This is a genomic window from Chryseobacterium ginsenosidimutans (genome assembly GCF_024807225.1).
Taxonomy (GTDB): domain Bacteria; phylum Bacteroidota; class Bacteroidia; order Flavobacteriales; family Weeksellaceae; genus Chryseobacterium; species Chryseobacterium ginsenosidimutans.
Window position 1 is genome coordinate 49,923 of the sequence record NZ_JANUCO010000001.1, and the last position, 24,194, is coordinate 74,116.

At 34.7% G+C, this 24,194-nt stretch carries 18 protein-coding genes and 4 pseudogenes; 8 read left to right on the plus strand and 14 right to left on the minus strand.

The window, feature by feature from the left end; genetic code table 11:
* Position 1: 1 nt before the first annotated feature.
* The 7 genes and pseudogenes from J3D55_RS00250 to flxA form a co-directional block, all read right to left on the minus strand.
* A pseudogene (locus J3D55_RS00250) lies at positions 2-1,541 on the minus strand (phytoene desaturase family protein).
* Between the two features lie 222 nt (positions 1,542-1,763).
* Positions 1,764-2,648: a lysophospholipid acyltransferase family protein gene (locus J3D55_RS00255; protein WP_259127147.1), complete on the minus strand. Its 885-nt coding sequence runs from the start codon at positions 2,646-2,648 to the stop codon at positions 1,764-1,766.
* Positions 2,649-2,770: 122 nt separating this feature from the next.
* Positions 2,771-3,025: an acyl carrier protein gene (locus J3D55_RS00260; RefSeq protein WP_259127148.1), complete on the minus strand. Its 255-nt coding sequence runs from the start codon at positions 3,023-3,025 to the stop codon at positions 2,771-2,773.
* 4 nt (positions 3,026-3,029) lie between these two features.
* Positions 3,030-4,251, minus strand: a pseudogene (locus tag J3D55_RS00265) (beta-ketoacyl-[acyl-carrier-protein] synthase family protein).
* A gap of 100 nt (positions 4,252-4,351) precedes the next feature.
* Positions 4,352-5,084: pseudogene (gene flxB, locus J3D55_RS00270) on the minus strand (flexirubin biosynthesis SDR family reductase FlxB).
* Positions 5,085-5,100: 16 nt separating this feature from the next.
* A complete protein-coding gene (locus J3D55_RS00275) occupies positions 5,101-6,207 on the minus strand; it encodes a WG repeat-containing protein (protein WP_259127149.1) in 1,107 nt (368 codons plus the stop codon).
* Entirely contained in the window at positions 6,208-7,731 is a 1,524-nt protein-coding gene (flxA, locus tag J3D55_RS00280) for a flexirubin biosynthesis tyrosine ammonia-lyase FlxA (RefSeq protein ID WP_259127150.1), read from the minus strand.
* A gap of 97 nt (positions 7,732-7,828) precedes the next feature.
* On the opposite strand from flxA, the pseudogene J3D55_RS00285 reads away from it, so the two are divergent.
* Positions 7,829-9,074: pseudogene (locus J3D55_RS00285) on the plus strand (NAD(P)/FAD-dependent oxidoreductase).
* A 32-nt stretch (positions 9,075-9,106) separates the two neighbouring features.
* On the opposite strand, the gene J3D55_RS00290 reads toward J3D55_RS00285, so the two are convergent.
* From J3D55_RS00290 to J3D55_RS00300, 3 genes are all read right to left on the minus strand, one after another.
* The gene (locus J3D55_RS00290) at positions 9,107-9,709 is read right to left on the minus strand and encodes a hypothetical protein (protein WP_259127153.1); all 603 of its coding nucleotides are present in this window, start codon (positions 9,707-9,709) and stop codon (positions 9,107-9,109) included.
* A 19-nt stretch (positions 9,710-9,728) separates the two neighbouring features.
* Positions 9,729-11,021, minus strand: coding sequence for a flexirubin biosynthesis putative acyl-CoA ligase FlxY (gene flxY, locus J3D55_RS00295; protein WP_259127155.1), 1,293 nt, complete (start codon positions 11,019-11,021; stop codon positions 9,729-9,731).
* A gap of 662 nt (positions 11,022-11,683) precedes the next feature.
* Complete coding sequence (locus J3D55_RS00300) at positions 11,684-13,363, minus strand: M23 family metallopeptidase (protein ID WP_259127158.1); 1,680 nt, start codon at positions 13,361-13,363, stop codon at positions 11,684-11,686.
* A gap of 290 nt (positions 13,364-13,653) precedes the next feature.
* On the opposite strand from J3D55_RS00300, the gene ileS reads away from it, so the two are divergent.
* The 7 genes from ileS (at position 13,654) to trpS (ending at position 20,829) form a co-directional block, all read left to right on the plus strand.
* Positions 13,654-17,040: an isoleucine--tRNA ligase gene (gene ileS, locus J3D55_RS00305; RefSeq protein WP_259127160.1), complete on the plus strand. Its 3,387-nt coding sequence runs from the start codon at positions 13,654-13,656 to the stop codon at positions 17,038-17,040.
* 59 nt (positions 17,041-17,099) lie between these two features.
* Complete coding sequence (locus tag J3D55_RS00310) at positions 17,100-17,480, plus strand: TraR/DksA family transcriptional regulator (RefSeq protein WP_259127161.1); 381 nt, start codon at positions 17,100-17,102, stop codon at positions 17,478-17,480.
* 82 nt (positions 17,481-17,562) lie between these two features.
* Positions 17,563-17,808 carry a DUF6576 domain-containing protein gene (locus J3D55_RS00315; RefSeq protein ID WP_259127163.1) on the plus strand — a complete coding sequence of 82 codons (246 nt, stop codon included), beginning with the start codon at positions 17,563-17,565 and terminating at the stop codon, positions 17,806-17,808.
* A 19-nt stretch (positions 17,809-17,827) separates the two neighbouring features.
* Positions 17,828-18,025, plus strand: coding sequence for a DUF2683 family protein (locus J3D55_RS00320; protein WP_259127165.1), 198 nt, complete (start codon positions 17,828-17,830; stop codon positions 18,023-18,025).
* Positions 18,025-18,663 (plus strand): lipoprotein signal peptidase, encoded by a 639-nt coding sequence (locus tag J3D55_RS00325; protein WP_259127167.1) that lies wholly within the window; start codon positions 18,025-18,027, stop codon positions 18,661-18,663. Before J3D55_RS00320 ends, J3D55_RS00325 begins: the two co-directional genes overlap by 1 nt.
* Before the next feature lie 15 nt (positions 18,664-18,678).
* Positions 18,679-19,323: a SanA/YdcF family protein gene (locus tag J3D55_RS00330; protein WP_259127168.1), complete on the plus strand. Its 645-nt coding sequence runs from the start codon at positions 18,679-18,681 to the stop codon at positions 19,321-19,323.
* 537 nt (positions 19,324-19,860) lie between these two features.
* A complete protein-coding gene (gene trpS, locus J3D55_RS00335; RefSeq protein ID WP_259127169.1) occupies positions 19,861-20,829 on the plus strand; it encodes a tryptophan--tRNA ligase in 969 nt (322 codons plus the stop codon).
* 72 nt (positions 20,830-20,901) lie between these two features.
* Here the strand turns inward: trpS and J3D55_RS00340 are convergent, their stop codons facing one another.
* The 4 genes from J3D55_RS00340 to J3D55_RS00355 form a co-directional block, all read right to left on the minus strand.
* Positions 20,902-22,179, minus strand: a complete 1,278-nt coding sequence (locus tag J3D55_RS00340; RefSeq protein ID WP_259127170.1) for a sensor histidine kinase — start codon at positions 22,177-22,179, stop codon at positions 20,902-20,904.
* Positions 22,179-22,850 (minus strand): response regulator transcription factor, encoded by a 672-nt coding sequence (locus J3D55_RS00345; RefSeq protein WP_259127171.1) that lies wholly within the window; start codon positions 22,848-22,850, stop codon positions 22,179-22,181. The genes J3D55_RS00340 and J3D55_RS00345 overlap by 1 nt, the downstream gene beginning before the upstream one ends.
* 93 nt (positions 22,851-22,943) lie before the next feature.
* On the minus strand, positions 22,944-23,393 hold the full coding sequence (locus tag J3D55_RS00350) for a PepSY-like domain-containing protein (protein WP_259127172.1): 450 nt from the start codon (positions 23,391-23,393) through the stop codon (positions 22,944-22,946).
* Between the two features lie 85 nt (positions 23,394-23,478).
* Complete coding sequence (locus J3D55_RS00355) at positions 23,479-24,174, minus strand: YjjG family noncanonical pyrimidine nucleotidase (RefSeq protein ID WP_259127173.1); 696 nt, start codon at positions 24,172-24,174, stop codon at positions 23,479-23,481.
* Positions 24,175-24,194 lie beyond the last annotated feature (20 nt).

Consider the following 24,194-nt stretch of genomic DNA (forward strand, 5'->3'; position numbering starts at 1 on the left):
ATTATTCTTCACTTTTATTCTTATTAATCATTTGTGTCAATCGATCATCGATCAGGCTTTTTCCCAACATTTCAGCGCAAGTATTGAACGCACCGATTGTACAACCCAAAATTCCGTGCATATTGACGGATTGTCCTGTGAGAAACAGATTATTAATTTTTGTACGTGGAGAAACCATCGTTTTCAGCGGGTTTTCCGAACTTTTGGCATAACCGTACATATTCCCCTCGAAACTTCCGATATAATCGCGGTAAGACAACGGAGAAGACGTATAGATTTTCTTAATTGAGTCTCTTAAATCCGGAATTTTCTTTTCCAGCGCCTCAATCATTTTTTCTGCTTTTTCCAGTTTAAATTTTTCATACTGTTTTCCTCTTTCGTGTTCATCCGCAACCGTATTCACGGTTTTTTCCCATTCTTTCACTTCCTCAAAATCCATGTACGAAATCGCGGTTAAGCTTTCTGCAAATTCGGGATCATGTTTCGATTGCGTGGAAGAAAGCATATAGGTTTCAGGCCAGTTTTCTTTTTTGTATTGATAGGCATTCCAAACCAGTTTCTTCCGATGAATAATGATAAATATTATAATTAAAATTCGGAATAGACTGAGATTTCAGCACAAAATAAACACTGAAACATGAAGGAACAGGTTCCCAACTCAGTACTCTGTTTAAAAAGGATTTTTTTAAATAAGCTTCACCAATCAGTTTAATCGTCGAACGGATCTCAATATTTGAAATGATCTGTTTTGCGGAATATTCTTTTCCTGATTTGGTTTTCGCACCTGTTAATGTATTATTTTCATTAAAAACAAATTCCGAAACTTCAGCATGTTTATGTACTTCTGCTCCGTATTGGCGAAGCTTTCGAATCAGTAATTTTGAAATCTGGCTTCCGCCTTTTATGCATTTATAAGCACTTTGAATGTAAGAATTCACCGTCAAAGCATGAACGTAAAACGGAATATTCTCTGAATCTCCCGCATACAGGAAATTTGAACCTAATAAAACCGATTGCAGCTTTTGATTAGAAGTAATCGATTCGATGAATCTTTTTGTATTGAGATGGAGAATTTCTTCGTTGTAATTATCTTTTCCCACCACATTATATCTCGGAAACTGACTGCAAACCCGCTGAATTTCTTCGCAATAATCTTCTAAATTTTCTCTTTCTTCAGGAAAATACTGAGACAACTGTTCAACAAAATTTTCATACCCTTGAGCATGAGGATATTCGATTTCATCGTCTCCAAAAGTGATTTTATCATAGCCGTTTTCATCCATTTGCTGGATTTCAAGATCATCCATAATTTCCAGATAAGAAAAATACTGATGGAGGTTTTGCCCTTTTGAAAGTCCGCCCAAATAATGAACTCCGGTATCGAAAATAAGTTTGTCGCGGGAAAAGGTCTGTAAGTTTCCTCCGTATTGATTATTTTTCTCCAGGACACAGACTTTCAAGCCTTCTTTCGCCAAAATTAGAGCCGAAACAAGACCTCCCAATCCGCTACCGATTACAAGTATGTCGTATTCTTTTTTCAATGGAGAAAATGCGTTTTCTTTAAAGGTAAGAAATTTGGGAATTAAAAGCTATATAAGTTCTCTTTTGTCTTACTGAAAGCATTTCAACATCGCTTAGATTCCTACGGAATGACAAACTTTGAGATAGCAATTAGGTACAAATTAAAACTGAATAATTAATTCTAAATAATCTTAATGGGTTTGAGTTTTAAATATTAGTTTTTCGGGAGTAAAAGTAGGAAATTAATCCATATCATCCCAAAAATCAAAGTAATTGAACCATTGAAGGGGATATTTTTTAATCATGGACTCCAGATTTTGGGTGTAAGAATTCAAAAGTCCTTGTGCATCACGTTTTTTGACTTGCTGAGCGACTCTTGCAAATAAGTGATAATGAAGGTTATTTTCTTTCATTACATAAACATACACAACAGGAACGCCCAGTCTGGACGCAATAAGGAAAGGACCTGCCGGAAATTTTGTACTTTTCCCGAGAAGATCTCCTTCCAGAAATTTTGAGCCTTCAAAATAACGGTCGCCGGTAAAACAAATCAATTCATTTTTCGACAACGCTTCATTGATGTCGAAAATATGCGACATATCGTCTTTTACATAGATGAATTTGATGTTGCTTTTTTTAACGGTAACGCTTTCAAGATATTCTTTAATGACGGTAACTTCCTGATCTGTTGTGACTAAATTAATCTGACAATCAAAATCAATATCTGCAAAAAAATGTTCTGCAATTTCAAAATTCCCGATGTGGGCGCTAATTAAAACGCCGCCTTTTTTTTCTTCTAAAAGATTTTTGAGGTTTTCGACACCGTCGAATTCGTAGGTATATTTATCTCTTAATCCTGCGGAAATAGCCGTTTTGTCTATCAAAACTTTTCCGAAAGTGAAATAACTTTTAAAAACAGAGATTTTTGTTTTCCAGAAACTGTAATTCAGTCGCCTTTTGAAGTAATATGAAATGTACTGATTGCTCTTTTTCTCAAATATAAAGTAATACGTTGCAACGAAATAAAGCACAAAATACGAACTTCGGATACCAATATTTCTAATACACCAGACAAATATTTTATAACCCAATATGGTGCCTTTAGATTTACCTTTCCACTTGTTCATAGTTTTAATTTAGCAATGTATCAATTTAACAGTGTAACAATTGATTAGACTTAAAAAAGCATTGCTAAACTGTTAAATTGGTATATTGTTATTTTTAATTTAGAGTAAATTTTAATCGATAATTATGCGTTTTTCTCAGCAATTTTGTTCTCGATCGTTGAATAGAAATCAGCGAAAGTGATCATTTTCTTGAAGTCAGCTTCACCCAATTTCACTCCGAAATTAGATTCAATCACCACAACCATATCAATATAATCTAAGCTGTCTAAGCCTAAAGTCGTTTTTAAGTTTGCTTCATTGCTGATCTCATCGCCGTCTACTTCGAATTCATTTACTAAAAAATCGTTCACAATAGCAATAATTTTCTCCCTTTCCATGTTTTTAATTAAATTTTTTAACGATTAATGCGGAATTGGTTCCCCCAAATCCGAAAGAATTCGACAAAAATACGTCAATTTTTTGACTTTTTGTTTTGGCGACTAAATTTATCTTTTTCGCCTCATCATCAGGATTTTCCAGATTGATATTCGGAGCAACGAAATCATTTTGCATCATCAAAATCGAGTAAATAACTTCACTTGCACCCGCCATCCAACATTCGTGACCGGTCATCGATTTTGTAGAAACTCACCGGAACTTCATTCCCGAAAATTTCGTAAATCGCTTTCGCTTCATTCGCATCACCAAGCGGTGTGGACGTCGCGTGAGCATTAATATAATCAATATCTTTCACCTGTAAACCAGACTGTTGCAGTGCTCTTTTCATAGCTAAAGCCGGTCCGTCTACATTGGGTGTAGAAATATGTCCGCCGTTTGAAGAAAAGCCATACCCTACAATTTCAGCTAAAATAGTTGCGCCTCTTCTTTGTGCAGATTCTAAGCTTTCGACAATTAAAGATGCCGCTCCTCCACTCGGAATTAAGCCGTCTCTATCTTTATCGAAAGGTCTTGAAGCTTTTGTAGGTTCGTCTTCTCTCACAGAAAAAACGCCCAATCCGTCAAAACTCGCCATCGAATATTTGTTGGTTTCCTGAGCTCCTCCACAAACAATCAAATCCTGAAAACCGTTTTTAATCATCATATAAGCGAGTCCCAAAGAATGAGAACCGCTTGCACAAGCCGCGCTGATGGTTAAATTGATTCCTCTTAACTTAAAGATCGTGGAAAGATTCATCGTAACTGTAGAGTTCATCGATTTGAAAATCGCTCCTGAGCCCATCAAAGTAGTATCTTTTTTTTCTCTTGCAATGTCGATAGATTCTACCACTGCCTGAGAAACACTGTCGTTTCCGTATAAAATACCGACTTCATTGTTGTCTAGGAAGTCCTGGTCTATATTTGCCTGTTTTAAAGCATTAAGCGTGGCAATATAAGCATATTCGCTTTCTTCGCCCATGCTTACACGTTGCCTTCTGTTCAAAAGATTTTTTAAGTCAGGCTTCGGAACAACACCCGATAATCCTGATCTGAAACCAAATTCTTTTCTTTCATCCACCAAAACAATCCCGGATTTTCCTTGAAATAACGATTCTTTCACCTCGTCCAAAGAAGTTCCGATGCAGGAATAAATTCCCATTCCAGTAATTACAACCCTATTTTCCATCTTTATAAATTTAACAATGTATCAATCTAACAATGTAACAATCGCAAACCCACGTTGTTATTCATTGGTATATCGGTACATTGGTATATTGTTACATTAATTAGGAGTAGATTCCGCCGTTGATATTAATCACTTCACCTGTAATGTACGATGATTTTCTGGAAGCTAAAAATGCAACTAAATCTGCCACTTCTTCTGCTTCACCAAATCTGTTCGCGGGAATCATTGCCTTCAATTCATCTTCGTTAAAATCCTGAGTCATATCCGTTTTGATGAATCCCGGTGCAACTGCATTTACAGTGATATTTCTTTTCGCCACTTCCTGAGCCAAAGCTTTTGTAGCTCCAACTAAGGCGCCTTTTGCTGCAGAATAATTGGTTTGTCCTGCCGTTCCTTTCACTCCGGAAACAGAAACCATATTGATAATTCTGCCGTATTTATTACGCAACAATTTTTGAATAAAGAAATTCGTTACGTTGAAAAAACCATTTAAACTCGTGTTAATCACCGCGTTCCAATCTTCACTCGGCATCCACATGAATAAGCCGTCTCTTGTGATTCCGGCATTATTTACGATCACTTCAACAATAGCTTTCGGGTTGTTTTCCTGCCATTCTCCTAAAACTTTAAGCGTTTCTTCGGCATTTCCTACATCGAATTTAAGAATTTCACCTGTAGAAACCCAATTCTTCAACTTTCGCCAACGTTTCCTTTGCTGCCGTTTCGTTTGAAGTATAATTAATTAAAATATGATAATTTTTTTCTTCCGCCAGTTTTATACAGATTGCCCTTCCAATTCCTCGGGATCCCCCTGTTATAATTGCACATTTCATGTCTTAGTATTAGTTTTTAATTTTGAAAAAGTTCGGCATTGTAGAACCATTTATCTCCTAATAGATTTCCAGATGTATCAACAAATCCCCATTTTCCACCTTTCTTTATTCTGGAAACACCTTGATTAAAGCCTTTATTTTTCTGTCCGAAACCGAAGCTTGACGAGATCTCGTATCCCATCGGAATAACTAATTTCCCGGTCTTATCGATAAATCCCCAACCTTTTCCTCTTACCGGAGCAAGATTATCATCGCTGAAAACTTCAGCATCGCTGTACATTGGTTCTACGACAAAATTTCCTGTTGTATCAATATATCCCCACTTACTGCCTACTGCAACCGGAGCCAAATTTTGATTAAAACTTCTTGCCTTATCAAATTTTGGTTCAATAATCCAGTTTCCTGTTTTATCTACAAATCCTACTTTATTATTTTTTCGGGCGTAAGTCATTAACTGACCTTCAAAATCCCAGATTCGATCAACCTCATCCATGATTTTAAACTCTTTTCCGTCAATAATTCCGTATAAGCTTCCTTTCTTAGCCCAAGTTGTTCCATCTGCATATTCTCCGATATCACCATATTCAAAAGGAACAATTACATTTCCTTTTGAATCAATAATTCCCCAACGGGTATCTTTAGAAGCTCTTGCAAAACCATTTTGAAAAGGTTTGATGATGTCATATTCCTCACGAATCACAACTTTGCCATTGGTATTGAATGCTCCGATTTTATCATTGATTTTCATGAAAGCCAACCCATTATTAAAATCATAGAGCTTTTCCGAAGAAGGCATTGTCAGTTTTTCACCTTTTTTATTGATGTACATCCATGCTCCGTCTTTTTCGACGATGCAAATTCCGTCATTGAATTCTTTTACGTTGGTAAAAGAAGGCTCGATAACCATTTTACCGTCTTTCCCGATGAATCCCCAAAGTTGCCTTATTTTCACAGCCGCTAAACCGTCCGAAAAACTTTTTGCGGTGTCGAAACTTGGTTCAATAACGTAGTTTCCGGATTTATCAATATATCCGATTTTCGACTTTTCTTTTACCAAAGCTAATTCCTGGGCAAAAAATATTTGTCCTAAAGCTAACAGAAACAAAATCAGCCCTTTTTTCATTTATTTTGTATTTTTAAGATATTGTTTTACTTTCTCCAAATACGGATACATTACCATATCATCTGAGAACGCAGGAATGATCTTTCTTATTTCATCGTACAATTCTTTTGTTGATGATGAGACTTTATCTTTAAAATCAAGATATTCAATCGCCTGAATAATCGTGATCGCTTCAATCGCCAACACTTCAAAAGCATTGTCGATTACCTTTCTGCAAATTACTGCAGCATTCGTTCCCATGCTTACAATATCCTGATTATCATTATTATTAGGTATGCTGTGAACATACATCGGGTTTGATAACATCTGACTTTCCGCCGTTGTGGAAGTTGCCGTAAACTGAACACCCTGCATCCCGAAATTGAAACCTAATTTACCTAAATTTACAAAAGGAGGCAAGATTTCGTTGATTTTAGCATTCAACAAATAGTTTAATTGTCTTTCGGCAAGCATTGTTAATTTAGTAACAACGATTTTCAACTTATCCATTTCCAGAGAAATATAATCTCCGTGGAAGTTCCCACCGTGGTAAACGTGCTGATTTTCAACATCTATGATCGGATTATCATTCGCTGAATTGATTTCGTTTTCCAACACTTTCTCCGTGTATTCCAACGTATCTAAAACAGGTCCTAAAATCTGCGGAACACATCTTAAAGAATAATATTCCTGAACTTTTTCTTTGAAGACCTTTTCTTGTTCCTCAAAATGAGTATATAAATGGTCTGCTCTTTTTCTGATCAATTGACTGTCAGACAAATGTTCGCGCATTCTTGCGGCGATTTTTTGCTGACCCGTGTGCAATTTCGTTCCGTTCAAAGCTTCCGATAAATGATCGTCGTACGCCTGAACAATTTCATTAATTGCACAAGATAATTTTATGGAAATATCAGTTAATTGATTGGCTTTGTATGCATTAACAATGCCAATTCCTGACATCACAGAAGTTCCGTTCATTAAAGCCAACCCTTCACGAATTTCAACTTGAATGGGTTCTAAACCTTCGATTTCGAAAACTTCCTTTGTCGATTTTCTTTCTCCTTTATAGAAAACTTCGCCTTCGCCAATTAAGACCAAAGCCAAATGCGCCAACTGAACCAAATCACCACTCGCACCCACACCTCCGTGTTCGAAGATCAACGGTGTAATATCTCTGTTTATTAATTCTTTAAGTAAATTAATTACAGAATGATGAACTCCCGAATTTCCTAGAGATAAGGTATTCAATCTTGCCAACATACAAGCTTTCACTTCTGTCGGAGGAAGCGGATTTCCGATTCCTGAAGAATGGCTTCTTATTAAATTATATTGTAATTGATGCGTGTCTTCATCACTGATTTTGAACTGTGCCATCGGTCCGAAACCGGTATTCACACCATATATTACTTTATTTTTGGAAAAATCCTTTAAGAAATGAAAACTTTTATCCACTCTGGCAAGAAGTGTTTCATCCAGTTCTATTTTTTCATTCTCAATGATGATTTTTTTAAAGTCACTCAGTTCTAAAAAGTTATTTATTTTCATTAATTAAAAGTAATAATAGATAATTTTGTAATTATTAATTAATTGTCATTAATTTTGCGGCAAAGATAGAAGTTATTATTAAAATAAAAAATCAAAGATGAGCAAAGAATTTGTTGATGTTCTCGTAATCGGCGCCGGACCGTCGGGTTGCGTATCTTCTTCATACTTAAAGAAGAACAATATCAACGTAAAAGTTGTTGAAAAGACAAAATTTCCAAGACTGGTTGTAGGCGAAAGCTTGATTCCAAGAGTAATGGACCATTTTGACGAGGCAGGACTTTTCCCCGCTTTGGATAAAATGGGCTTTGAAAAGAAATTGGGAGCTCGTTTTTTACGTGGCAACGAAGTCTGCATTTTTGATTTTAGTAACAAATTCGGAGAAGGATGGGACTGGACGTGGCAGGTTTCCGAGAGCTGATTTTGATAATGCTCTTGCTCAAGAAGTTATTAATAAAGGAATAGACCTTGAATTTGAAACTGAAGTGATCGGTATTGAATTTAACGGAACAGATTCTATCACCACCGTAAAAAACAAAAACGGCGAAACGAAGGAAATTCATGCCAAATTCGTGATCGATTCCAGTGGTTACGGAAGAGTTTTGCCTCGTCTTTTAGATTTAGAAAAACCTTCAAAACTATCTCCACATTCTGCCATTTTTTCTCATGTAAAAGATAGTAACAGAGAAGAAGGCACGGAAGGAACATTGATTTCTTTTGATATTATAGAAACTGAAGTCTGGCTTTGGGTAATTCCTTTTTCTAATGGAAACACGAGTGTAGGAATTGTCGGTCCGACTGAATATATCGATAAATTATCTGAAAACGGAGACACAATGGAAGCGTTGAAAAAAGCGATTTCACTTTCTGATTATTATGTAAAACGTTTCGGAGATGTAGATTTCCTTTTTGAACCAAAACATTTGAAAGACTATTCTTGTTCGGTTAAACAATTATTCGGAGACGGATTTGCGTTAACGGGAAATGCTTCGGAATTCTTAGATCCGGTTTTCTCATCGGGAATGGCTTTTGCAACGGAAGGCGGAATGACGGCCGCGAAATTGGCAATAAGACAACTGAACGGTGAAAAGGTTGACTGGCAAACAGAATTCGCCGATTATATTTTATACGGTGTTGATGTTTTCACGACGTATGTAAAAGAATGGTACACCGGAAATCTTCAGGAATTATTTTTCCATCAACCCGAAAATCCTGATGTTAAAAGAAAAATTTGCGCTGTTCTAGCAGGTTATGTTTGGGATAAAAAAAATACATTTGTGAGAATACACGATACCGCGATCAAGAATCTCGCAGAATTTATTAAAACAGAAAAAATACAATCATAAAAAATGGTCTGAGATTTTCAGACCGTTTTTGTTTATTTTTTATTAACGTAATGATCAACTTTCAGGGCAAGCATTTTTGAAGTTTTCGCATAACATTCTGCAATCCTGTCGTTGTTATTAGGAATTCCGATGACGTTGTCGCCTGTTGCTTTTATTCCTTCAACTACCATTAAGACATGGCTTGGATTATCTGTTTCTACAAAACTCATTCGTGTATTCAACAGAGCAGGATCATTCATTATTCCGGCAAACCATCCTTGAAAAATCCAAGTTGGCTCTACAATTAGTGTATATTTTGTTTTTTCAAAATTTGTGGAAGCTTCGATTTTAGTATTTTTATTCCATGAAGCCAGAAATTTATCCTGAAAAGTTTTGTCTTTAGAATATTCCCAATCTTTTTTCCATTTTTCCGCTTCTTCTTTTCCGTCTGTTTTCTCAATATCTTCCATTCTTTCGGCAATATATTGATCTTCTGTGATTTTTTTCTTGGCAAAAGTTACTCCTTCAAATTTGAAAACAACTTTTAAAAATTTCTCACCTTTCAAAAAATTATAATCTCCTGAAATTACCTTTACCCTTTGAGCCATTAAGCATGTCGAAAGAGTTATTAAGAATAGAAATAATGTTTTTTTCATTGTCATTTGTGTTTGCTTTTTATCTTAAATCTATAAATGTAATCGGTTTTCTGCTGTTAGGATTAAAGACAACTTTAGACAAAACATCAAAATCAACGATCTCAATTTTCGGACTTACTCTTAATTTTGCACGAAAATGGTCTCTTACTTCACTTACAAAATTTTCAGAATCGCTGTCTGTACTTATTTTAATGATAATTTCATCCAACCCGATTTCATTCGACTGAATAACGATCTGATAGCACAAAATATTATTAAAATCATTTAAAATATCATTCATTGCAGGCGGATACAAAGTCGTTCCTTTATATTTTATCATCTGCTGTTTTCGCCCGACAACAGGACCCAACCTCATTGTATTTCTTCCGCATTCACAAGGTTCGTAATGTGCTTTTACAATATCTCCCGTTTTGAATCTTAACAAAGGAAGCGCTTCAACGCCCAACGTTGTAATCGTTAATTCCCCGCTTTCGCCTTCCTGAACAAGGTTTCCATTGTCATCAAGAATTTCTGTGATGATTAATTCCGGATGTTGATGTCCTCCGATTTGATGTTCGCATTCCGTAAAAGCCGTGCTCATTTCTGTGGAAGCATAGGTTGAGAATAATTTAATATCCCACTTTTCTTTGATCTTTTGAGACAAAATATTATCTGTAAAATCCTGATTTTTGATGCTTTCACCAATACAAACTGCCCCATAAACACTGGAATTTTTATAATCTACTCCATGTTTTTCGGCATAATCGATCATTTTCAACAAAAACGATGGAACCGTGATCAGATATTTTGGTTTATATCTAAAAATAGAATCCCACTGCAATTCGGGAATTCCAGGACCCATTCTGACAACACTTGCGCCCATTTTTCTCAACCCTAAAAAATAAGCTAAACCAGCCATAAATCTTTTATCAATGGTTGTAATCATCTGTACGACATCTCCTTTCTGAACTCCTGCACACACAAAAGAAATTGCTTCGTTGTAAGCCAACCTTTCAAGGTCGTTGTCGGATAATCCGAAAGTTACGGGATCGCCCAACGTTCCTGAAGTTGTGCTGTAATCGACAATTTTATCGGGAGTGATGCAGAAAAAATCATCATTATTCTGCTGAATATCATTCTTGGTTGTCGTCGGGATTTTCTGCAAATCTTCCAACGTCTGAATATCAGTAATATTGATTTTGTTTTCCTTAAATAATTTCTGATAAAAAGGTGAATTGTTTTCAAGATACGTTAAAAGCTCCTGAAGTTTTTGCTCCTGAAACTTTTTTATTTCCTGAATATCTGATTTTTCGATTGATGGATAGAATTCCAATGGCTTTATTTTTAAAGGACAAATTTATTTAATTAAAATTAAAAGATCGGGTTATTAAAAATTTCTCCCACAGATTACACAAATTTTCACAGATGAGTGTGTTTTAATTCGTGATTATTTGTGTAAATATTCGTGCTATTTGTGTTTAATTAAACGCAAAGATTAATTTATTCATACTATTGATTTTAGAAGGCAAAGGCAAATAACTTTGCTGCGCGAAGCTTGAAAATACAGCTTCATCAAATCAACTTGTTGATTCTTCTTGGCTCACTTGAAATTGTTTATTAAATTAAAACTTTGCTTTAAAAAAAATCTCCCACAGATTACACAAATTTTCACAGATGACTGTGTTTTTACTTCGTGATTATTTGTGGAAATATTTGTGGTATTTGTGTTTAATTTAAACGCAAAGATTAATTTATTCATACTATTGATTTTAGAAGGCAAAGGCAAATAAATTTGCTGCGCGAAGCTTGAAAATACAGCTTCATCAAATCAACTTGTTGATTCTTCTTTGCTCACTTGAATTTAATTATCAATAAAATTAAAACTTTGCGTTAAAAATATTTCTCCCACATATTACATAAATTTTCATAGATGATTGTGTTTTTACTTTTGTGTTTATTTGTGGAAATATTTGTGTCATTTGTGTTTAAATAAAATTATCTCTGAAAAGTAAAAGTCTGCGTGTTTGCATTTCCAGCACTATTGACTGTTATCACTTTCAATGTATGCAAACCAGAATCTTTCGGGCATTTCTCATCGAAAACATAAACAAAATCATCTTTTACGCGAGAAAAACGAAGCCATTTTCCATCCAATTCTGCACGGAACGATTCAACGTCACCGATTTTTGTTGTTCCTTTTAGCCTTAATGAATTTGCGGTTACCATTACTCCTTCTTTCCAGTTTGGAGAAACAGAAGGCAAAGTATTATCCAATAACAATCGTGTTGTTCCTGATCTGTTGAATTGTCCTTCTGCCCAATCGCCACTCCATTTTGGTTTGATGATATTTTTATCGCTTCCGTAATTGAGTTCTATAACGGTTTTATCTTTTTCTTCGTTGGATAATTTTCTGTTGGTCTTAATTTTTAAAGTATAAAAATCATGAATCGGAATGTATGGATTATTTAAAACAATAGCATTTGAAACCGCTTCAGTATCGGGTTTTTCATACATATTAAAATTCACGGCATCATACATTGCATTTTTACTCAAATTAATTTCTGCATTCTCTGTTTTAATCGTTTTTGCTTCGTTTGGTTTTACTGTTTTATCATTCGATGAAATTTTATCTGACTCTTTATTGAACTGAACTTTTGTTGTCAATCGGCTTGTGTTTCCGTTGACATCTTTTAAAATAATTTCAATAGTATGAATCTCGTTATCCTGAAGATTGATAATCCCATCGGAGCCTGAACTGTAATTTTGTAATTTCATTCCCGGCAACGTTGATAAATGCTGAATGCTCATTTTATCTTTGACAAACTTTGTATAATCGACACAACCGTTAATGTAACGCGTATCGTCATAATGTATTTTATCAATTTTAAAACTGTAAACCAATTTGCCATCCATCAATAATTCTGCATCATAAATTCCCAGATTAAAACCTTTATTGGCTTTATCCACCGCTTTTATCGCAAAACTAATTGACGGAGAATTCACCTGAATAACATTAGATGTATAAACGTTTCCTGCTTTTTTCACAGCAATTCCCTTCGCTCCGGGTTCATACGTACTGAAACGTCGGTCGTACCAATACAATCCACTGATAATTGGTGCAATATTATCTGGAATATCAAAACCAAAAAGCAACGGATTGATACATTCTTCTGTTTTTGTATCCCTGATTTCAAAATGTAAATGCGGACCTGCAGAACCTCCTGTATTTCCGCTCAACGCAATTGGTTCGCCTTTCGTCACAGGAAACTGATTCGGTGAAAACGTAATATCCTGTTCCCATTTTTCGTCTTTGTATTGTTTTTCTTTTACAAATTCATCGAGCTTATCGAAATATTTATTTAAATGAGCGTAAAGTGTAGTGTAACCATTCGAATGAGTGACATAAACCGCATTCCCGAAACCATATCTTTCCACTTTTATTCGGCTTACGTAACCATCTGCAGCTGCAACTACGGGTAAGTTTTCCTGACTGTTGGTTCGAATATCCAATCCCATGTGAAAATGATTGGAACGAACCGCTCCGAAATTAGCAGCAAGATTAATCGGAATATTTAAAGGGTTTCGAAAATAATTCTGTGGATAATTATTTTGAGCTTGTGTTATCATTCCGATAAGAAAGCAAACAATGAATAGTAATCGTGAAAAGAATTTCATACAAATGGTTTTAGGTGTTATTTAAAGTTACTCAATTTTATTTTTATTTCCCACAGATTTCACGGATTTTCACAGATGTTTTCGTTTAAAATATAATTAAACTTTGCGCTTAATAATATGCGCAATCATCTGTGAAAATCCGTGAAATCTGTGGGAGAAAATCATTCAAACATATATATTTCTGAAACAGAACTTTTTAATACAAAATCTCAAAATAAAACATATATTATAAACCGACAAATTTTAGTAAATTTGCCAACTTAATTAATCAACGATATTGATATATTACAATGAGCCAATTTAAAGAATACAAAAACCTCAACCTTATTGACGTAGCAGAGAATGTAGCGGAATTTTGGAAACAAAATAAAACCTTCAATAAGAGTGTTGAGATTCGTGAGGGGAAACCTGAGTTTGTTTTTTATGAAGGTCCGCCTTCAGCAAACGGTATGCCCGGAATTCACCACGTTATGGCTAGAGCATTAAAGGATATCTTCTGTCGTTATCAGACTCAAAACGGGAAACAGGTTTTCCGTAAAGCGGGTTGGGATACACACGGACTTCCTGTGGAGCTAGGCGTAGAAAAAGAATTAGGAATCACTAAAGAAGATATTGGCAAAAAAATTTCTATTGAAGATTACAATCAGGCATGTCGTGAAGCGGTAATGCGTTACACCGATGTTTGGAACAACCTTACCGAGAAAATCGGATATTGGGTAGATCTTGAAGATCCGTATATCACGTATAAGTCAAAATATATGGAAACGGTTTGGTGGTTGCTGAAGCAATTGTATGATAAAGGATTATTATACAAAGGTTACACAATTCAGCCTTATTCTCCAAAAGCAGGAACAGGACTTTCTTCACACGAAGTTAACCAACCCGGAGCTTACCGTGACGTTTCCGATACAACAATTGTTGCGCAGTTCAAGACATTACCGGAAACATTACCTTCATTTTTACAAGGTTTTGGAGATGTACATTTCTTAGCGTGGACGACAACTCCTTGGACGTTGCCTTCTAACACGGCTTTGACTGTAGGACCAAAAATCGATTATGTTTTAGTAAAAACTTTCAATCAATATACTTTTGAGCCGATTAATATTGTTTTGGCTAAACCTTTGGTTGGAAAACAATTTGGAAAGAAATTCAGTGAAGGAACAGATGAAGATTTCGTCAATTATACTTCAGAAAGCAAAGTAATTCCTTTCAAAATTCTAGCAGAATTCAAAGGTTCTGATTTGGTTGGAATTAAATATGAGCAATTATTGCCTTATGCTTTACCTTACCAAAATCCGGAAAATGCTTTCAGAGTAATTTCAGGAGACTTCGTTACGACAGAAGACGGAACAGGTATCGTTCATACAGCGCCGACTTTTGGAGCTGATGATGCGAAAGTAGCAAAAGAAGCTACTCCTGAAGTTCCGCCGATGCTGGTTTTAAATGAAAACGGAAATCCTATTCCTTTGGTGAATTTACAAGGGAAATTTACGGCTCACATGGGAGATTTTGCCGGTAAATATGTAAAAAATGAATATTATGATGCAGGAACAGCCCCTGAAAAGTCTGTCGATGTTGAAATTGCTATCCGTTTAAAAGAAGAAAATAAAGCTTTTAAAGTTGAAAAATACGTTCACAGTTATCCACACAGCTGGAGAACTGATGAGCCGTTGTTATATTATCCGTTGGATTCTTGGTTCGTTAAAATGACTGCTGTAAAAGACAGATTGGTTGAATTAAACAAAGGAATCAACTGGAAACCAAAATCTACCGGAGAAGGACGTTTCGGCAATTGGTTGGAAAATGTAAACGACTGGAACCTTTCCCGTTCAAGATATTGGGGAATCCCGTTGCCAATCTGGAGAACTGAAGATTTGAAAGAAGAAATCATCATCGGTTCTGTAGAAGAATTGTACAACGAGATCGAAAAATCTATCGAAGCAGGATTCATGACAGAAAATCCATTCAAAGATTTTGAGATCGGAAATATGTCTGAAGAAAATTATTCTTTGGTTGATCTGCACAAAAATATCGTTGATAAAATTGTTTTAGTTTCGGCTTCAGGAAGAGAAATGAACCGTGAGAGTGACTTGATCGACGTTTGGTTCGATTCAGGTTCGATGCCTTATGCGCAGTTGCATTATCCTTTTGAGAATAAAGAATTAATTGATACTCATAAAGCATTCCCAGCAGATTTCATTGCGGAAGGAGTTGACCAGACTCGTGGTTGGTTCTACACACTTCATGCGATCGGAACGGCAGTTTTTGACTCAGTTGCTTATAAAAATGTAATGAGTAACGGTCTTGTTTTGGATAAAAACGGGGTGAAAATGTCAAAATCCAAAGGAAATGCAGTTGACCCTTTTGAAACTTTAGCTAATTATGGACCGGATGCAACGCGTTGGTACATGGTTTCGAATGCAAATCCTTGGGAAAACCTAAAATTTGACAGCGAAGGAATTGATGAAGTTAGAAGAAAATTCTTCGGAACATTGTACAACACCTATTCATTCTTTGCTTTGTACGCCAATGTTGACGGATTTAATTATTCTGAAAAAGAGGTTGAAAACAGACCTGAAATCGACAGATGGATTTTGTCTGAATTAAATTTATTAATCAAGGAAGTAAAAGCATTCTACGAAGATTACGAACCGACAAGAGTCGCAAGAGCAATCAACACATTTGTGAACGATAACTTAAGTAACTGGTACGTAAGATTATGCAGAAGACGTTTTTGGAAAGGAGATTATTCGGAAGATAAAATCTCTGCTTACCAGACTTTATATACTTGTCTTGAAACTGTAGCAAAATTATCTGCACCAATCGCTCCGTTCTTTATGGATCAATTGTATCAGGATCTTAATAAGGTAACAGGAAAGGAAAACAGTGAATCTATTCACCTGACAGATTTCCCGATTGCTGATGAAAGCTTGATCGATGAAGATCTGGTTGAAAAAACGCACTTGGCTCAGAGTATTACAAGTATGGTTTTCTCACTGAGAAAGAAAGAAAACATAAAAGTTCGTCAACCGTTACAGAAAGTTTTAATTCCTGTTTTGGATTCTAAAGTAGAAGAACAAATCTCGGCGGTTGCAGAATTAATTAAACAAGAAGTAAATGTTAAAGAATTGCAATTAATCAATGCGGAAGAAGCATCTCATTTAATTGTAAAACAGATAAAACCGAATTTCAAAACACTAGGTTCAAGACTTGGAAAAGATATGAAAACAGTTGGAGGAGAAATTTCAAATCTTACTGCAGAGCAAATTTCAGGTTTAGAAAAAGAAGGAAAATTAGACATTCAAGGGTACGAAATTACGCTTGATGATGTTGAAATTTCAACTAAAGATATTCCGGGATGGACGGTAACTTCCGACGGAAAAACAACTGTGGCATTAGATTTGACACTCACAGATGAATTAAAATCTGAAGGTATCGCAAGAGAATTCATCAACAGAGTTCAGAACCTGCGAAAAGAGAAGGATTTCGATTTGACAGACAGAATCAATATTTTCTTGGAAGAAAACGCTCCTTTCCTGAGTGATATTCAGAAAAATGAAGAATATATTTCATCGGAGGTCTTGTCAAATAAAATAGAAATTGTATCTTCACTTTCAAATTTTAACGAAATCGAAATAGATGAGGTTAATTTTAAGATAAATGTTGAAAAAAATTAACATATAGTTATTGTTTTTTAAATTCCATTTCATAATTTTATTAAAAAAGAGAAACGAACATGTCAGACGAAAGAGTAAGATACAGTGATGCTGATTTACAAGAGTTTAAAGCGATCATTAAGGAAAAAATAGAGAAAGCTGAAAAAGATTTACAACTGATCAGAGAGAGTTTTATCAACGACCAGAATAATGGGACTGATGATACCTCACCTACATTCAAAGCATTTGAGGAAGGTGCAGAAACGTTGAGCAAAGAACAGAATTCTATTTTAGCAGGAAGACAGGAAAAATTCGTACGCGATCTTAGAAATGCTCTTATAAGAATTGAAAATAAAACGTACGGAGTTTGCAGAGTAACCGGAAAACTGATCCCTAAGGAAAGATTGTTGGCCGTTCCTCATGCTACACTAAGCATCGAAGCGAAAAATATGCAGAAATAACCAATTAGGTTAGTTAAAATAAATTTGGGTTTATATCGTATTTCATGAAATACTTTATAAACCTAATTTGTAATGTATACCCATGACGGAATTATTATTTTTAGGCATTATTATTGCCGCTGTTTTAGCGTTTTTCAACAGAGACCGGATTAAGAACAGATTCTTTCCTGATAAACAACGAAATTACACGATGGATGATAAGTTTAATTCTGATAAACGGGACAGGGAAAAAGAGATTGACGAGCTTCTAAGCAAAATGGGCAAAAACGGGATCAATGATTTATCTGCGCGGGACCGAAAAAGATTGGATGAATTGTCCAAAAAATAAAAAATAAATTAGAATAAAGATGGAGGCATTAATTGTACACCCAAAGAATCAAATGGAGCTGAACGCACTGAAAAGCGTGATGAAAGATATGGGAATTCGTTACGAAAAATTTCATACAAGAGGAGCAAAAACTCAAACTTTCGAGCCACGAACAGCTCCTATTAAAAAAGAAAATACCGGGAAAAACTTTAAAGACAAACCAAAGACGAACCTGTAATGAAAAAGATATTATTTGTAACCTTTCTTATTTTATTAATTGATCAAGCTTCAAAAATTTACATAAAAACGCATTTCAACTTAGACGACAGTATTTCTATTTTACCGGGCTTCAAGCTTACTTTTGTAGAAAACCCGGGAATGGCTTACGGACTTCATTTTGGTGGAGTTATCGGCAAATATTCTCTTGTCTTGGTAAGAGTTATTCTGATCGGAGGAATGATTTATTTATTTAAAAAATGGCTTCAGAAAGGAGAATCCAATTATCTTTTGATCCCGATGGCAATGATTTTTGCAGGAGCTATCGGAAATTTGATTGACGGAATGTTCTACGGATTAATTTTCGACAGCGGAACCGTTTATGATGAAAGTATCGACCGATGGATCGGCTATGGCGGAATTTCTAAAGTCGTAGGATTTGGCCACGGTTATTCTACTTTCATGAGAGGTTGCGTGGTTGATATGCTGCATTTCCCATTGGTAGACTGGAATGTGCCTTCAAGTTGGCCTTTAATAGGAGGAAAACATATTGAATTTTTTAAATACATTTTCAACGTTGCAGATTCGGCGATTACAGTAGGTGCCGCTTTATTATTGATTTTCAGAAAAAAAGCTTTCCCGAACGGTCTGGAATTTTAAAGACTTTTACACACGATGAAAAAATTAATTAAAAATATTTTTAAAATTTTCCTGCTTCTTCTCGTTGCAGGAATTATTTTTATTGCCTGGTCAAATTACAGTATTAAAAAAAGTACGGAAGCCTATGTTTCCTACAATATTGCAGATGTTCCCGAAACGAAAACCGCTCTGCTTTTAGGAACAAGTAAAACGCTAAATAACGGTCAACCCAATGCTTATTTTTTTAACAGAATTCAGGCGACTGCAGATTTATACAAAAGCGGAAAAATTCAGTATATTATTGTAAGCGGCGATAACAGTCAAAAAGATTATAATGAACCTGAAGATATGCAGCTTGCTTTAATGGAATACGGAATTCCTAAGGATAAGATATTTCTTGATTTTGCAGGTTTCAGAACGCTGGATTCTGTTGTGAGAGCTAAAGAGATTTTCGGACAGACAAAACTGGTTATCGTTTCACAAAAATTTCATAACGAAAGAGCGGTGTTTTTAGCCAAACAAATCGGAATGGAAGCTTTCGGATATAATGCAAAAGATGTGAATAAATATGCAGGTTTTAAAACCAATATGAGAGAATATCTTGCTAAAGCAAAAGCGTATTGGGATCTTATTTTTGGGATTGAACCTAAGTTTGGGGGAGATAAGATTTTGATTCCTTAATTTTTTCTTGCTGATTGAGCTGATTTTTTTGACGCAAAGTTTTATTTTGTGAATTTTAAACTTAAAGGAGCAAAGAGGAATCAACAAATGATTTGATTAAGCTCTGTTTTTAAGTTTTGGCTAAAGCCAATTTTATAACTCTTTTTTGAAAACGGACTAAAGTCCGCTCCTATTGATACGCTACTTTTCATAATTTTCAAAGTCTGACACAATCATCTGTGAAAATTTGTGTAATCTGTGGGAGAAATTTACACAATCTTTTATTTTTTAGAAGTAATTTTTTGACGCAAAGTTTTTATTTGATAATAAACAGTTTCGAGTGAGCAAAGAAGAATCAACAAGTTGATTTGATGAAGGTTTGTTTTAAGCTTCGCGCAGCAAATTTATTTGCCTTTGCCTTCTAAAAGTAATCGGTTTAGAAATAAAATCTTTGCGTTTAAATAAAGATAAAGCACAATCATCTGTGAAAATCCGTGCAATCAGTGGGAAAATAATTAAATTTGCAATTCATTAATTTTTAAATATAAATTTTAAACAATGTCAAGAATTCTTACCGGCATTCAAGCCACCGGAACACCACACCTTGGAAACTTGTTGGGTGCAATTATTCCTGCGATAGAACTATCGAAACAGGAAGGAAATGAGTCATTTTTATTCATCGCGAATCTACATTCGCTTACCCAGATTAAAGATGCTAAAGAGCTTAAACAGAACACCTACGAGATCGCTGCGGCTTGGCTTGCTTGTGGATTAGATACCGAAAAAACATTTTTTTACAGACAGAGCGACATCCCTGAAACCTGTGAACTTTCTTGGCATTTATCATGTTTTTTTCCTTATCAGAGACTTACTTTGGCGCATTCGTTTAAAGATAAAGCAGACCGATTGCAGGATGTAAATGCAGGTTTGTTTACGTATCCTATTTTGATGGCTGCAGATATTTTATTGTATGATGCGGAAATCGTACCTGTAGGAAAAGACCAGCTTCAGCATTTGGAAATTGCGCGTGACGTAGCTTCCAGATTCAATAATCAGATGGGCGAGGTTTTGGTTTTACCTCAAGCTGAGCTTCAGGAAAGCACAAAATATGTTCCCGGAGTTGATGGACAAAAAATGTCTAAATCCAGAGGAAATATCATCAATATTTTCTTACCTGAAAAGGAATTGAAAAAGCAGGTAATGAGCATTGAAAGCGATTCTAAATCTTTGGAAGAGCCTAAAGATCCTTCTACAGATAAGACATTCGCGATCTATGAGCTTATTGCAACGCCTGAACAGACAGAAGAGTTAAGAGCTAAATATTTAGCAGGAAACTTTGGTTATGGTCATGCTAAAAAAGAGCTTTTGGACTTAATTCTTGTAAAATTCGAGAAAGAAAGAGAGTTGTTTTCTTATTACATGAATAATCTTGAAGAATTGGAAGCAAAACTTCAGGAAGGAGCAGGAAAAACAAGAGTTATCGCTACACAAACTATTAAAAGAGTAAGAGAAAGTTTGGGAATTTAATTCTAACTTTTTTTAATATAAGAAAGCCTTTCGATTTGAAAGGCTTTTGTTTTTTGTAATTTTAATTGAGTATTAATTTTTCAAAAGAATAAAACAATGCATCCTATCACTAAACTCATACGCAATATTCCACCGCGGATATTGTTTTATGATCGTTTTAATAATGGCCAATCCCAAACCTGTAGATCCATGATCTGAACCCTGCTTGTAAAAACGGTTAAAAATCTGAGATTTATCTAAAGGAATTCCGGAACCCGTATTTTGAAATATCAGTCTTTCTTTTTCTGTGATAATGGTAATGATTCCGTTTTGCTTGTTATATTTTACCGCATTTTTAAGCAGATTGGATAAAAGAATATTGGCTAAATCGGGATCAAAAGTTGCTTCAAAAACTTCTTTTTCTACAACATTCACGTCGATCTTTTTGTATTCAATAAAATCTTCATAGCTTTTCACCAAATCATTAATCATCAGATTAAAATTGACATTAGATATTTTATTAAACTGATTATTTTCAATCTTAGAAAGCATTAATAACGATTTATTCAATCCTGCCATTCTTCGGAGATCATTTTTTACCTCATTCAAAAAGTTGAGATTCTTCTTATCCAACTCATTGTTCTGAATCGAGAGATCTATTTTATTAATCACAATTGCTAATGGTGTTTGCAGTTCGTGAGAAGCATTTTCTATAAACTGTTTCTGCTGATGAAAAACGAGTTCGTTTCGCTCGATCATTTCATTAATTTCAATATTCAATTCCTCAAATTCTTTGATGGAATAATTTTGAGGTTCTTGAGAAGAAGTAACACCAAACTGATATTTTTTAAGCTTATCAAGAATTAAATAAAACGGTCTCATCGCCTTATGAAGCAAAAATCCGTTAACAGCAACAATACTTACGACCAACAGAAGGTACAGAACAATCAACGCTGTTGTAAGGTCATATACCAACTCATCCTCCTCTACTGTAGACGTTCTGATGATCAATTGCTGATGTTTTCCAAACTGGTCGATAAAATCTGTTTTAAGAACCCGATAGGGTTGTTCTTCGTCATCATATTCCATATAATACATTTTATTATACAGATTGTTTTTATCTTTATATTGTGATGCAGAAATTGGGTTTATTTTAAATTCATTAAAGCCAAATTCATTATTCTTTAGCAGATTTTCATCAAGATAAACCGCTTTAATAATTTGTATTTTCCTGTTTTTTAAACCATCATCTACATTATCATATACTTCATCTAAAATATAAGCGTAAAACAATGCCGCCCAAACAGCAATGATCAACAATAAGATTGCAATCAGATATTTTATGGTATAATATTTTAGAGAAATTTTCATTAAATAAATTTATAACCAATCCCATAAACAGCCTGAAAATCTGCTTTTGAATTGAATGTTTTCAATTTTTTACGAAGATTTTTTATCTGAGAATAAATAAAATCCAAACTATCTGCTTGATCGATATAATCTCCCCAAATCGCTTCTGCAAGCATGGTTTTTTGTAACGTTTTCTCCGGATTTACAACAAAATAATAGAGAAGATCATATTCTTTTCGATTAAGAATCAATTCATTATTATCAATCTTCACGATTCTGCTTTCCGGATCTATATGAATATTTTTGTAGCTGATTGTATTTTCACCATCCTGATTTTTTCTTCTGATGACAGATTTAATTCTTGCCATCAATTCCGCCAGATGGAAAGGTTTTGCGAGATAATCGTCTGCCCCAATTTCCAATCCGTTTACCTTATCGTCTACCGAATCTTTCGCAGACAGAATAATTACAGGATCTTTTTTGTGTATATTTTTAATTTCCTTCAGAAGATCCATCCCGTTTCCGTCCGGAAGCATGATATCCAAAAGAATACAGTCATATTCATAAGAGATAATCTTTTCTAAACCTGATTGATAATTTTCAGCATATTCTACAATGAAATGTTCTGCTTCAAGAAAATTTTGCACGACATTTCTTAATTCCGGTTCATCTTCTATAATCAAAATCTTCATGTTGTTTCTTATTTAAAATCCTTTCTTTCAAATATATAAAATTATTAACCTCCTGTTGACAAGAGGTTAATTTAGTTGTAATCGATAATTTTATTAATCATCAATTCGTTTAAAGTTTCCACTACCATCGAATTCCAGGTCTACTCCATTAGAAAGTTCGGCTTTATAAGACCATCTTTTTCTTTCTATGTTTGTGATATGCGTATTGGGAAAACTTTTGGCAACATAGTTTTTTATATTTGCCGGGATAAATCCGTAAGGCACTTTTTGATGTTCGCCATCCACTTCTTTCCAGCTTCCTTTGCTGTCGAATTCGGCTTTCATTCCGTTGGCTAAACGTACTTTATACTCATCAATACCATAAATTTCACGATCTTCTATCACAGAACTTACAGTGATCCCTTTAAAATTGGTGGCAAGAAAACTTTTAGCCGATTTCGGCAATTGGTTTGGGCTTATTGCTCTGTCCTGTGCAAAGACAAAGCCCGTCATCAATAAGAAAATAAAGGAAAATGTACCTGTGATATTTTTTAATTTTTTCATAATATAAAATTGTTTGTTCGTTATTATGAAGCAAAATTCTATATTAATTTAGGAAAGAATTAGGAATGAATCACAAAAGCAATTTTTACAAATATTCTTTAATCTGTAAAAGATGGGTGATCGACTTCAACCCTTCTTCCTGTTTATTCTCCTTGTATACATCAAAGAAAATAACATCCATGCCGAAATTTTGAGCTCCGACAACATCTGCAATCCAGTCATCACCAATTAAAATACTGTTTTCTTTTGTAGCATCAGAAAGTCCTAGAGAATATTCAAAAATCTCAGGTCGGGGTTTTCTTACGCCAATAGAATCTGCGCTGGTAATCGTTTGAAAATACTTGTCGATTCCTGATAAAATGCATTTTCTTTCCGTTACTTCTTTGAAGCCGTTGGAAATAATGTGCAGAGTATATTTTTTAGCTTTAAGATATTCTAAAATATATGCTGCGCCTTCTACCAATTCATTATGATTAAGAATTTTATCTAAAAAATGCTCTTCAAAATACATCGACAGTTCTTCGTCATCAACTCCGAAATGCTTGAAAGTATCATAAAAACGATGCTTTCTCAGATATTCTTTATCAATAATTCCGTCGCGGATTTTTTCCCAAAGACTTTCATTAACTTCATGATAAAAAGAGTGAAACTCTTCAAAATCAATACTATATTTTAACCCTATTTCTTCTTTTTCAAAAAGATTTTTGATGGTAAGATAGGCGTTCTTGCGGTGATCCCAAAGCGTATTGTCGAGGTCAAAAAAAATGTGCTGAATTTTCATACAGCACAAAATTAATACTT